Here is a 13,178-nt window from a genome sequence, read left to right as displayed (position 1 = left end):
CGTTCATCCGGTTTGCGGGGGTTCTTGTGTATTCAGAGAAGATAAGACGCCAGCTATTCGATTAAGCCCACCGTTTACGCTCAAGGGAAGGCAGAATCTGAAGTTCCTCCCTGTACTTGGCAACCGTTCTGCGGGAGATGACAATCCCTTCCTCGGCGAGCAGTGTAGCCAAACGACTATCCGAGTATGGACGCTGAGCCTGTTCCGTGCGAATGATTTCTTTTAATCTGCGTTTTACCACTGATGCTGATGTTTTATCCCCTGACGTTGTACTGATTCCCGAGGCAAAAAAAGCCCTGAGTTCATATACCCCATGTGGGGTCTCAATGTATTTACCGTTCACCGCACGACTTACCGTTGATTCATGCATGCCAATCTTCTCTGCAATAACAGCCAGATTAAGTGGTTTTAGTGCGGATGGGCCTTTGAGCAAAAAGTGCTTCTGCTCTTCCATCACTGCCGCCAGCACACGCACTAAAGTCTTGCGCCGCAAGTGTACACTCCGAATGATAGCCCTCGCCTCTGCCACGCGGGTAGACCAGATTGCGTCCGGAGCCTCTTCCCTGATCCAGTGGAAGCACGCATCATTCATCGATACACGAGGGTTACCTGCTGCATGCAGGTTAAAATGGGCCTCACCGTAACGCAATCCGACAATGGCATCCGGAATAATGTAATGTGGCCGTTCTGTACATCCGATGGATCGACAGGGCTTGGGATCGAGACGTGTAATATAGTCATAGGCAGTCTGAGCTTCCTGCGAAGTCATGCCTAATCGACTCCCTGTTCTACCTGGGTGAAAAGGAACCAGCGCTTCCAATCCGGCTTCCACCATCCGCTCCGCATTCAGCGCGGCTGATGGATCACGTCTAATCTGGAGCAACAGACATTCTTGCAGATTCCGCGCCCCTACACCAGCAGGGTCCAGCGATTGGAGAAGCTCCAGCCCAGCTGCAATCTTGCTCATCGGAAGCTCAAGTGTTGCTTGCACCTCTGGCAGTTCAACCGTCAGATAACCATCGTCATTAACACACCCTGCCAAATATACGGCCATATTTTCCAATTCGTCTGAAATTGTCATCACTCGAATTTGCGCAATCAGCAATTGTTCCAGAGTAGGTTCGGCACCTTTGGCCTGAAGCAACGGATCATAGGAATCATACCTGCGCTGATCCATTCGCCGCGGAATCCGGGCGAGAGGCGCAGCTTGTTCTTCCAGCTCAAGTACTGGATTTTCCTCCGCCGCATCCAGCAAGTAACGGGTCAGATCCTGGCCAGACATGGTTAGCAAATGAAAGGATTGTTTCATCTCCGGCGTGATGGACAGCCGAATACGTTGTTCCTGTACCAACTGAACACCTAACATCCGTTACCCTCCTTATACGTTGCAGGGATAATAGCATACTATTCAAGCGAATGTAAGAAGTTTTTGATCGGATCATGAGTTTCTGTCTAGTATTTCTCCGATACCAGCTTCGCCTGGGTAAACAACAGCAGATAGTCTCTTCCACCTGCCTTGGAATCCGTGCCTGACATGTTAAATCCGCCAAATGGATGTGTGCCCACCAGTGCTCCGGTACATTTCCGGTTGAAATACAGATTACCCGCAAAGTATTCGCGTCTTGCCTGTTCCAGATGTTCACGATTACGTGAGATCACCGCGCCGGTCAGACCATAGTCCGTATTATTGGCGATATCCAAAGCATCCTGGAAAGATTCGGCTTTGATGAACGCAAGCACAGGTCCAAAAATCTCATCCTGAGCAATTCGGGCTTTCGGGTCAACATCGGCAATGATGGTTGGTTCAATGAAATAACCTTCAACGTTCCCTGTACCGCCACCGTGCACAAGACGCCCCTCACCCTTGCCGATTTCAATATATTCCGTGATCTTCGCATAGGCCTTGTCATCGATAACGGGCCCAACCTGACTGCCAACTTCAAGTGGACTGCCCATCGTCAGTTTCTGTGTCCGTTCAATCACTTTTTGCAATACTTCATCATATACATCCTTATGAATAATGGCGCGGGAACACGCCGAACATTTCTGTCCTGAGAAACCAAATGCCGAAGCGGTAATGGACTCTGCCGCGAGTTCCAGATCACTGTCGCTGTCTACTACGATGGAATCCTTGCCGCCCATTTCTGCAATAACTCGTTTGATCCACTTCTGACCTGGAGCTGTACGTGCTGCACGTTCATTAATTCGCAGTCCTACATCTCTGGAACCGGTGAAACTGATAAACCGGGTGAGCGCATGATCCACGAGATAATCGCCCACTTCGCTGCCTGGTCCTGGTAAAAAGTTCACGACGCCATCCGGCAGGCCAACTTCTGCGAGCAGCTCCATAAACTTCGCGGCAATCACCGGAGTTGTGCTGGCCGGCTTTAATACCACCGTGTTGCCGGATACCAGTGCAGCAGAGGTCATGCCTGCCATAATTGCCAGTGGGAAGTTCCAAGGCGGAATAACAACACCCACACCCAGCGGTATATAACTCAGTTCATTATCTTCTCCTGCAATCCGCACGAGGGGCTGCGGTTCACTCAGTCGCTGCATATCCCGTGCATAGAATTCCATAAAATCAATGGCTTCCGCTGTATCCGCATCGGCTTCAGGCCAAGTCTTGCCAGCTTCATAGACCATCCATGCAGAGAACTCATGCTTGCGACGACGCATAATGGCAGCTGCTTTGTATAGATAACGAGCCCGTTCATTCGGGTCGGTATGTTTCCATGTGTGGAATGTCTCCGCCGCTGTCTGAATGGCCTTTTCGGCCAATTCCTGATCTGCCTGATGGATCGTTCCGACAACTTGATTCTTGGCTGCGGGGTTCACGGAAGTTAACGTGCGGCTGCTTGTTATTTTTTGCCCACCAATAATAATCGGGTATTCCTGCCCAAGTTCAGCTTCTACCTGACGAAGTGCGTCTTCAAATGCTTCCTGGTTCGCCTGGACCGCAAAAGGTGTGAATGGTTCGTTAACAAAAGGGATATTCATCAAATGATTCCTCCTTCAGGATGTGGGATTCGCTGGCTGCTCGCCTGAATTATTTTGCATGTTACTCATCACCAAATATATGTAGCAAAATCCGTGCCAACTCCGGTTGGAATTGAAATATTTTTCTCGTTAAATTTAACTTAAGAAAATTCACACTGCCCACTCCGATGACAGAACAACCTTCAAAGTTCAATTTAAACAGAAAATTTCCATGAAAAATAATAGATCATCGCCAAATCTGGCACGTTTCTTGCTTGAATTAAGGATGCACAATGCTGAAGGAGGAAACGAAAATGAGTGTGGGAACGGAAATATATCGTAAAACCTTATTAACCGTGGCAGGCAACAAAGCTGTAGAGAACCTGTCCATTAAATATGGTAAGAAGCTGGCAGGCAAGTTTATTGCAGGAAACACTTTGGAAGAAGCTCTCGAAGAGATCCACATACTCAATAATAAAGGCATTATGGCTACGCTCGATCATCTGGGCGAAGGCATCACCCGCCTGAGCGAAGCTGCATTGTACAGGGATGAGTATGTACGACTGGTAGAAGGCATTGCACGTGAAGGCGCAGACTCCAACGTCTCGCTGAAACCAACCCAGATGGGCCTCGCACTTGACCCGGAAGAGGGTTATCAAAACATCCGTACCGTTGCCGCACAAGCCAAATTGCATGATCTATTTGTCCGAATTGATATGGAGGATAGTCCATTTACTCAAGCAACGCTGGATATTGTGCGAAGACTGCACTCGGAAGGACTGCATAATACTGGCACAGTATTGCAGGCCTACCTGCATCGCACGGAAGAAGATACACGTGATATGATTCGGGAAGGCATTCGACTTCGTCTGGTTAAAGGTGCTTACAAAGAACCCGGATCAGTCGCCTATCAGAGTACTTCTGAAGTCATTCATCAATTCAAAACAATGATTCGTAATCACCTCGATCAGGGTGTGTACACTGCGGTTGCCTCGCATGATGATCACATCATTAACTGGACGAAACAATACGCCAAGGATCGGGGGATCTCGCCGGATGCCTTTGAATTCCAGATGTTATATGGTCTGCGCATGAGCGAACAGGAACGTCTCGCCAAAGAAGGATATCGCATTCGCTGTTACGTCCCTTATGGCACCATGTGGTATCCGTACTATACCCGCCGTTTGGCCGAAAAACCGGCTAATCTCTGGATGGTCGTTAAGAATATGTTCCGATAGTTAGTTTCCGGCCGGATCAATATATATGAAAAAGAAAACCATGTTGTCTCTTTCTTTCTGGCGGCACATGGTTTTTTCTGTGCGAACACTTTACGAGAGCATCCAACTTGACGAATGGTCTAAACAAAAGTTGACAACTATATAGTTAGGTACCATACTATGTTCATGGACAATCAAAACAAATCAACAACTGATATGTACCTCATCCCTTCGTTAGTACAAACGAAGCGTCAGGTTGATCGCTATCAATTAGACGTGGATGCACAAGCCGTGCTTGTCGCATCCAGACTGATGGTAGCAGGAGCCAAACTTGGGCATGCTGCGGAAATCCATTTCTCCAGATTTGGTTTATCGACAGGGCGATATCGTCTGTTGGCAGATCTTGAAGATCACGAAGGAGAAGAACTGCCCTCCCAACTGGCGGAAAATCTGGGTGTAACCCGTGCTACCGTAACTGGTTTAATCGAGATTTTAGAACGCGACGGACTGGTTGCTCGTCGGACCAGTTCTGTTGATGGTCGTCAGAAGTCAGTCATTTTGACCGCCAAAGGTGCGAAGAAGCTAACGGATATGGCTGCGGAACATTTTGCCAGACTGGAAGCGATGGTCGGATTACTTACGATCGAGGAAAGGAGTGTGTTTCTCAACCTGCTGGGGCGTGTAACACAAGGTATTACTGCACTTACAGATGAGTCACACGACTTCTCCGAACCAAAATCCTAGGAGCATAACAAAGAAAGGTGAACCGGGCTAGTTCAACTAGCCCATTTTCACCCCCATATAGTTAGGCTCCTAATTATATATAGATGAAAGCAAATCAGTGATCTCTAAACAAAAAAGGAGTAGTGATATGGTTAACCTTAATGACCCCATTCATTCCGAGGAAGCTTATCCAAACCGAGCCGCTAATCCTCCCCCAAAACCTTTTGTACTGTGGCGTGAATTAATTCCGGCCTACTTGTCTCCTGCCATCATGGCAAGCATCGGGGGAATCGTTACCGCTGATAAGGTCCTTCAGTTACGAGCTTTAACAACGATTGGAGGGGCGTCTCTGCTTATGGCTCTATGGGCCGGACTCTGGCTTCGTAACCGTAAGAACCGCACACGGTGGGTGGCGAAAGCACCCCGGATCATTGTCGTGGGCTGCTTGGCACTTGCAGGCGCAGGGTTTGGCTTGGTGGCGGCGTGGGGGATTTCTAATGTATTGCAGATCGTAAACCCGAGTTCTTCATGGGCTTGGTTGGATCATATTGGGTTCGATTTTCCATTGTCCGGTGCAATAGCTTGTACGATCATGACATGGCGCTGGCGAGCTTACATTATCAAATAAACAAGTTCATTATAAGGAGAGATTGAAACATGATTACTATTATTGGAGCAACAGGGATGATTGGAAATGCACTTTTGAGACGTTTGATGGAAAGAGGTATTCCCGTTCGGGCAGTAAGTCGAAAGCCGGATAAGCTTCGTCAACAAATGGCGGACTTGGCGTTGTCCGGGATTGAAATCTGTGCTGCCGATGCAAATGATTCCGAATCCATGCGCAGAGCTTTGGCGGGTACCAGTCAACTATTTCTAGCGTTATCCAACAACCCTAAACAAGTGGAACTAGAGACATCCATTATTCAGATGGCTGCACAAGAGGGAGTGGAGCATGTCGTCAAAATATCCAGCCCCGCATATGACGAACGTTCACCAGTAACTGTAGCAGGCTGGCATGAACAAATTGAGCAAGCTCTAGTGAAATCCGGGATGACATATACAATGCTGCGCCCCTATGCTTTTATGCAAAATCTGCTCCGACTCGCACCAACCATTACAACCCAAGATGTATTCTTCGGCTGCATTGGAGATTCCCCGTGCAACTTCATTGATTGCCGAGACATCGCAGATATTGCCACAGAAGTGCTGACTAGAGACAAACCAGTGAACCGCATCTATACGCTGACGGGTTCCGAAGCATTCACTTATGCACAGATTGCAGATAAAATGTCCACCCTGTTCAATCGGCCGATCAGATTCCTCAACCTCAAACCCGAGGAGCTTCGAACGGATCTGATCGAACATGGACAGATGCCTCCTTGGCTTGCAGACCACGTGGTGGAAATTCAGACGATGTCTACCGTTGTGCCAGAGAAGCCGACGGATACCGTTCAACGCTTGCTTGGCAGAGCGCCGCGCTCACTTGATGCATTCCTGAGAGAGCATCGAGATGCATTTAAACCGAGACTGTAACCAAGTTAGACAATAACGAAAAGTCATAAAGAATTATGGACAAACAACTATGAGATCTACAGGAATCATAGGCGATAATAATGTTTTTAAAGAGAACCACAATTTTAAATGTCTATTTTTCTGGACACACCCATTTATTATTCAAAAGTTAACCACTTAAATTGTAGCATTAGGATAGAGGCATTCGCATTGATCTGTGTTTCGCCTGCCAGGGTCTGCAGATCAACTGCCGATGCACTGGAATGATTCCGTAATGTCAGTACATCACTTGATGCAGCAGTGATAATGATCATTCCTGGATTGGGCAACGATGAAAAACACCGCGTAGTCCCCAGCATTACAAAAACAACATTAACCACGATTTCCGATTGCCTTATGTATGATTCATGTCAAAAAATCTATACACACTTCACTTTGAAAGCTATACTATGGTTAACTATCTCACTCAAATATTTCCATCTACTCCGACCATAAGAGTTCCTTGTAACAGGTACAGTTCTGAAAGTTATGCCCAAACTGAGGTGATACCGATGAAACATTTACTTCCAGATTTAATGTCTTTATTGCGCACGGATATGGGTACTCTGGATACAGTCCCCCCCACCCCCTGTATCCCTTCATCGACATCGCTGGTAGATGCCATCTCCTTATTCGACACATCTTCTTATCTGTTCATTCAGGATGAAGGTCCTGTACTGGGATATATCGTGGTATCCGATGTCCTGCATGCCATGATGCATGCGCATCGCCTAATAGAAGCTTATTTTGAGACCACACTGGAGACAGCGGGTTCAGCTCTGACATTAATTAATGAAGATGCCAAGGTGGCCTACTGGACAACTGGCGCGGAGCATGTTTTTTCGATCAGCAAAAATGATATTATCGGACAGCCTGCGGCAGACTTTTTTCCGCCTGATCGACTTCAGTCTCTCAAGACGTTGTATACCGGCGAAACGGTCTATCGCAAACAGCATCAGCCACGGCCCGACCTGTTCGCCCTGATTAATGCTCGTCCTGTCCAACTGGATGGACATATTGTTGGTGCAGTTGCTGCCGAAGTGGATATAACAACTGAAATTCGATTACATCAGGAACTATTACATATGACATCCAAAGTCCAACATCTGGAAAAAGCCGTTGCCAGACTGCGTCCTGACACAGATCCCTTTGCTCGCATCAAAGGCAGCAGCACAGTGATTCACCAGTGTTTGGAGACCATTCGCAAGATCAGCACCACCTCAGCAACCGTACTTATTCTCGGGGAGAGTGGCACAGGCAAGGAGTTATTCGCCAAAGCCATTCATGATCTTCGTGAATTGCAGACGGCACCGTTCATCGCGATTAACTGCGGGGCAATTCCCGCTTCCTTGTTCGAAAGTGAATTATTCGGCTACGAGAAAGGCGCATTCTCCGGAGCGGATCCCAAAGGCAAAAAGGGCAAGATCGAGCTTGCCGAAGGGGGTACCCTTTTTCTGGATGAGATCGGTGAGATGCCATTGGAATTGCAAGTGAAACTGCTTCGGGTGTTGCAGGAGAAGAGTTACTTTCCTGTGGGGGGAACGCGAATGAAGCAGGCCGACTGCCGGATTATCGCAGCAACCAATCAGAATCTACGGAGTATGATTGCCCGCAATCAATTCCGAGAAGATCTCTACTATCGGCTGAATGTCATTAACCTTGTCATCCCTCCTCTGCGTGTGCGCAAGGAAGATCTATATGAATTAACCCAAACGTTCCTTCAAGAATTCTCATTGCTGTATAACCGTCATATTGAGTTGGTTCCACCCGAAGTATTCAAATTGCTATTCCAATATGATTGGCCAGGCAATGTACGTGAATTACGAAATGTGATCGAACGCCTGACCATTCTGACGACAGATGGTGAGGTGAAGCAGGAATACCTGCCTGATACCCTCACTTCCCTCACCATGCATGAACAGTCCGAAGTTCAACTGACATCCGGAATTCATTCATATGCCAACAACGAAAATCAGCAACGTCAGGATTCGGCGGGAGCAGAACCAGAACCTCGATCCATTGCAAATGTGGACGAATTAGATCCCTCGAATGATTCCGAACTTGTCTCGGGTGTTACCTACCAGCAAAAATTGGACACCTATGAGGCGCAACTTCTAATTCAATATCTGAAAGCAACAGGTGGCAACAAACGAACACTCGCCAAGCAACTTGGCATCTCCAGGGCAACACTCTATAACCGCATGAAGAGGCTTGGTCTATGACCAGCCTCTTCTTGTCGTCATTATCGGTATGATGAACGAATAGAACCCTACAAAATCCGCGCCAAGCGAGTCAGCGCTGTTCTGAGATGGCGATAGAATGTCGCCCGACTCATGGAACACGTCTGGGCTGCGGCAGTTGGATTGCCAGCATGCGTCCAGTAGGCCGCGTATAACAGCATCTGATCCTGTGGAGATAGGCCATGCACTCTGCCTTCCAACAGATCCATGACATACAGCTGTAACTGGATTCCATCCTTTACTCCTCTAACCCTGTCAGCATATTCATGCAATTCTCCCGGGGAACGAAGATCCCCCAACATCTTGCGAACATCCTGTTCAGTCCAGATAACACCATCCACTTCTGTTGTTTCCGGCTGTATACGATCTTCTGTTGATTTCGGATCAAGCAGAGACATGACCCACTCTCCGAATTGCCCGCTACGCAAATCCAAATCAAGTATGTCCGCCCGGTCCTCGAATCTGTCACAGACACGAGTGCGGATTCTTCGCATCTGGAATCCAATACTTTGCAAAAATAGTTTCAGGTGAGGATTCGTTGCAACGAGCATCGCTCTCGCACCATCACCCAGTAGAGATAGTCGATCAAGTGCCATGTATCCCACCAGTTCTTCTCGTGTATAACCAGGCACATCATCTCTTGCCGCAGCCAGCAATGCAAAGTGAGTATCACTCTGATCGGGGTCATTCTCAAGCTCCTGTAGAGTGAAGCATTCCTGCATCTCATTCGGAAAATATTTCAAAAGCAGCTCACTACTACCCCTATGTACAAGTACCGTGATAAACATGGCGATTGTCTCCCCAAGCTTGTCACGCATTAATACGATTCCTTCGGGAAAACGGTGTGCCAACTCATCCAGGAAGGGACCGTAGGACACAGCCTGCCATGGTTCCACGCTGTACTCGCACCATTGCTGTAACAAGCTGTGCAGAGCGGGCAGATCCTCTTTTCTCATCGTCTCAAGAGGGGAGAACAGGGAATCACGAGACACGTCTGCGTACTTGCGGTATTGAAGCATGGATTCCTGACAGAGCAGCAGCATCTTTCGGGCGATTTGACGACGCTCATGAGCCCCTGCGTGTTCATGTAGCGGTTTCAGCAGCTTCGCAATCTTGATACGCATTGTCTGCAACCGATGTGGCTCACGCTGTCGAAAATCCCGGAGCAGATGCACCCTGGCCATGTCATGCAGTCCAAGACCATCCGGACTGGAACGGATAAACGACATCTGTCTCAGCATGTGGTAGTCTTCTTGCGTCACAGTCATGTCCAGGACAGATGATAACAATTCCTGATTGGCTGTCTCAATCAGTGTCAGTACCTCCACCATGGGATGTAGATGGGAATTCGTCAGTTCCAATAATAATCGTGCACTGATCATGTGTGATAGCTCAGCCCATTCGGACTGTGGAAGATTCCTCCTCTGATCCGCAGCTTCTACAGCAAGGGCCAGCCCCAGCGGATGTCCATCGGTCATTCGTGTAATGGTACCTGCCATCCCCTGATCCAGAAAGCCTGCCAACGTGATATATTCCGTAATCTCATCCACTGTGAAATGTTGAAGCCTCATCTGTATAAACCTCTGATGTAATCGGGGATGTGTCCGCCAGGTGGACGCCAGTTCCGGGCGTGATGCAAGAATGACAAGTATCCCTCTTAACGGAAGTTTGGATACAAAGACTTCCATGAACCAGCTTTCTAACAGAGCAAGCTCTTCATAATTATCCACGGCCAGGACCAATCTCTTCTCGATCGATGTGTCTCTCAGCAGACTCAATGGTCGCGGGTATCCTTCACTATCCATTGTTTCCAAGCCTAATGTAGAGGACAAATAATCCATAAAAACGGAAGGAGTTGCCCCACATGATCGACCATCCATCCATATTGCCGTCGCACCTCGATCCCGAGAGACAGATAACATCTCTGAAAGCAAGGAAGATTTACCAATGCCTCCCATGCCCGTAATTGAAAATATGGTTAATGGGGCTTCCGGATGATTGAACCACCGCTCCAGTGTCGTCAGTTCCTTGGTTCGACCAATGAAACGTTTGCCATCCTCAACATATTTGTCGTATTTTGCCTCACTACTGTTTCCCATATATGTCCTCCGTACTAGATACTGGTACTTTTAATATACTTTTTTCTCTCACAAAATTGAGACTATATTGAGACGCGCAATTGCATGTGAAGTGATAGAATCTTGTTAAAAGCCAATTTAATGGAAATATTCAAAACAGCGGACATGGAAACGTATAACAAGGTATACATAAACGCCTCTGCATTATTTCTTATCATAATGGATCATTCCGCCGATCAAACTGCAATCAACATGTTACATGAGCATTTACTGATCTCGAATTCATGCTTCCCTTTCATACCCTACTACCAGCCCGATATTCCAGGAAAGGCGGATTTGTGTGAGAATAAACCTCGATATCTGTAATCTGAGCGGACAACTCGGAATCAATCCCAAACGACTTAATGAATGGCTACACCAAAGTGGCATTTCAATGGAGGACAACGACGCAGAACCGGAAGGACGCCCTGACCGGTCATCCCCCCCGTATCGGCTGGCTGCACCTTCTTCCTTATCACTGGCACCATCCTCCGGTCAAACGAAGCTATATCGGGGCCGACGCTCCACTCCTACCCTGCAACACCTTCCCGCCTCGTTACAACGGACTCGGCGGATCAGTAAAAACTGCTAGACTGTGCTCAAGGTAGTGTAAGATGGGTGCACAGTCTGTCTTACATCCCTTTCACCCCATCAAGAGGATTGCCACTGCCCATTCTCGATCATCGCGTGCGCGAGTAACGCCATCTCCAGACAGATTCTTCTCCCTTGATCCATGTAACCTGGACCCATCAGTTCTTCCAGCTTCTCCAGTCTGTTGTACAACGTTTGCCGATGAATAAATAACTGGGCAGCTGCATCCCGTTTGGAACCAAAGTTCTGCAGGTACGCATCCAACGTCTCCACCAATCGCAGGTGATGCGTTTGGTCATGTTCAATCAACATACCCAGGTGATCCTGGACAAAGGGTTGCAGGAAGGATTGGGGTAACGCTTTTAACATTTGATATATACCCATACGTTCGTAAAAGTGAACATGTTCCATCAGATCTACCGATCTTGAAACTTCGATCACCTGATAGGCCTCCTGAAGGCTCTCCGGCAGGCTGGTCAAACGGTTGCGTAACTTGCCAAATCCCACATGAATCATAACCTGTTTCAAGTTACGACTGGCAAACCGTTTCACGTCCTGGGCAATCCCCTCCAGCAATCGCAGCAGTTGATGACGTGCAGCAGCCGTTACCGCTTCCTTCGCACAGCATAGATATACCTGGTTGTTCTTCAGCATAATCAGGCTAGGCAGATTGTTCTTCTTGAGCAAGGAACGCAGCAGGACAAGAACATCCTGATGATTGGCTTCCATTCTCTCCCGGCCTGTACCCTTCAGTCGATGCTCAATCTCGATGACCCCTCCTGCAAACCAGTACTGTCCCTTCACCAGCAAACGAAGCCCCATTCTAGTCTGAGCCTGTTCCTCCTGATGGATGTTGCCATTCATCAGATCCTGGATCAGTTCATTCTGATTGCGAACCATCTTCTCCTCAAGAAACTGGGAACGAAGCGTGAGCGCTGCCGCCGCCTTCGCTGTATAGTCGAGCAACAACTTGAGATATTCGACTGGAGCTGCGGGATGCACAATCATGCCTACAGCCGAAAATACCTGGCCAAAACAGACGACCGGATGACACAGCAGAGCCTTCTCTTCCTCGATGTGGAACCATAATTCGGTATCTGAATCATTCAAATCCAGATGTTCTACCTCATGCTCATACCAGGTATAGATGGCCTGTTCCATCTCCGGAACAAGTTCGGGCACAAAACTGCCTGGCTCCATGGACGAAATGTACACCACCGGTTTGGTAGCATACTCATGCAGCAGGTTCAGCACAGCAGACATATCCGTACTCTGTAATGTTCGTTGCTGAAGCTGACGGGAGTATGCTTCCAGACTTTTCAGCAACTGGTGTTGATGATTAATGAGCAGAGAGTGAATATCCTGTGTAATCTCGACAAAACGGACCGGTTGTTCAAATACGATCAGCGGAAACTGGTGTCTGTTCGCCAGTTCAATCAGTTCTTCCGGGATTCCGTATATGCTGGTACCAAACTCCACACATAGCCCCGCTGCCTCACTGCCAATGAGCTGAAGCAGATACTCTTCGCGTCCTTCTTCCGATTGAAGCCACAGTCCAGTGGATAAAATAAGATCATGAGGGCTTACGAATGGAGATACATTTGTAATCTCCAATACATGAACCCAACCAACCTGACGGTTCACTCCATCCTTCCCTGCCGCTAGTCGTGCTCGGCCAAATACTGGACGTGCAAGGATATCTTTGATCGTAAACACACGGTCATTTCGCAATATCGATCCCTCTTTGTGTTATTTTTTCT

At 47.9% G+C, this 13,178-nt stretch carries 11 protein-coding genes; 6 read left to right on the top strand and 5 right to left on the bottom strand.

Annotation, left to right across the window (positions count from 1 at the left end; all coding sequences use genetic code 11):
- Nucleotides 1–61 precede the first annotated feature (61 nt).
- Nucleotides 62–1,366, bottom strand: coding sequence for an RNA polymerase factor sigma-54 (gene rpoN, locus NST33_RS05650; protein ID WP_339307192.1), 1,305 nt, complete (start codon nt 1,364–1,366; stop codon nt 62–64).
- Between the two features lie 86 nt (nt 1,367–1,452).
- Entirely contained in the window at nt 1,453–3,000 is a 1,548-nt protein-coding gene (gene pruA, locus NST33_RS05645) for an L-glutamate gamma-semialdehyde dehydrogenase (RefSeq protein WP_076251309.1), read from the bottom strand.
- A 293-nt stretch (nt 3,001–3,293) separates the two neighbouring features.
- On the opposite strand from pruA, the gene NST33_RS05640 reads away from it, so the two are divergent.
- The 4 genes from NST33_RS05640 (at nt 3,294) to NST33_RS05625 (ending at nt 6,452) form a co-directional block, all read left to right on the top strand.
- A complete protein-coding gene (locus tag NST33_RS05640; RefSeq protein ID WP_339307190.1) occupies nt 3,294–4,217 on the top strand; it encodes a proline dehydrogenase family protein in 924 nt (307 codons plus the stop codon).
- Nucleotides 4,218–4,382: 165 nt separating this feature from the next.
- Complete coding sequence (locus NST33_RS05635; RefSeq protein ID WP_221819016.1) at nt 4,383–4,940, top strand: MarR family transcriptional regulator; 558 nt, start codon at nt 4,383–4,385, stop codon at nt 4,938–4,940.
- Nucleotides 4,941–5,067: 127 nt separating this feature from the next.
- Nucleotides 5,068–5,547 carry a hypothetical protein gene (locus tag NST33_RS05630; protein ID WP_221819015.1) on the top strand — a complete coding sequence of 160 codons (480 nt, stop codon included), beginning with the start codon at nt 5,068–5,070 and terminating at the stop codon, nt 5,545–5,547.
- A 29-nt stretch (nt 5,548–5,576) separates the two neighbouring features.
- Nucleotides 5,577–6,452: an SDR family oxidoreductase gene (locus tag NST33_RS05625; protein ID WP_221819014.1), complete on the top strand. Its 876-nt coding sequence runs from the start codon at nt 5,577–5,579 to the stop codon at nt 6,450–6,452.
- Between the two features lie 137 nt (nt 6,453–6,589).
- On the opposite strand, the gene NST33_RS05620 is transcribed toward NST33_RS05625, so the two are convergent.
- Complete coding sequence (locus NST33_RS05620; RefSeq protein ID WP_221819354.1) at nt 6,590–6,745, bottom strand: hypothetical protein; 156 nt, start codon at nt 6,743–6,745, stop codon at nt 6,590–6,592.
- A 237-nt stretch (nt 6,746–6,982) separates the two neighbouring features.
- Here NST33_RS05620 and NST33_RS05615 point away from each other — a divergent pair, with 237 nt between their 5' ends.
- Nucleotides 6,983–8,692 (top strand): sigma 54-interacting transcriptional regulator, encoded by a 1,710-nt coding sequence (locus NST33_RS05615; protein WP_221819013.1) that lies wholly within the window; start codon nt 6,983–6,985, stop codon nt 8,690–8,692.
- Nucleotides 8,693–8,739: 47 nt separating this feature from the next.
- Here the strand turns inward: NST33_RS05615 and NST33_RS05610 are convergent, their stop codons facing one another.
- Nucleotides 8,740–10,809 (bottom strand): ATP-binding protein, encoded by a 2,070-nt coding sequence (locus NST33_RS05610; protein ID WP_221819012.1) that lies wholly within the window; start codon nt 10,807–10,809, stop codon nt 8,740–8,742.
- A 319-nt stretch (nt 10,810–11,128) separates the two neighbouring features.
- On the opposite strand from NST33_RS05610, the gene NST33_RS05605 reads away from it, so the two are divergent.
- Nucleotides 11,129–11,419, top strand: coding sequence for a hypothetical protein (locus NST33_RS05605; protein WP_221819011.1), 291 nt, complete (start codon nt 11,129–11,131; stop codon nt 11,417–11,419).
- A gap of 59 nt (nt 11,420–11,478) precedes the next feature.
- Here NST33_RS05605 and NST33_RS05600 read toward each other — a convergent pair whose 3' ends face one another.
- Nucleotides 11,479–13,149 (bottom strand): PucR family transcriptional regulator ligand-binding domain-containing protein, encoded by a 1,671-nt coding sequence (locus tag NST33_RS05600; protein WP_339307186.1) that lies wholly within the window; start codon nt 13,147–13,149, stop codon nt 11,479–11,481.
- Nucleotides 13,150–13,178 lie beyond the last annotated feature (29 nt).

The organism is Paenibacillus sp. FSL L8-0435 (assembly GCF_037965655.1).
Classification (GTDB): domain Bacteria; phylum Bacillota; class Bacilli; order Paenibacillales; family Paenibacillaceae; genus Paenibacillus.
Note: the sequence above shows the minus strand (reverse complement) of the source record. Positions and strands in the feature narration are given on the sequence as shown.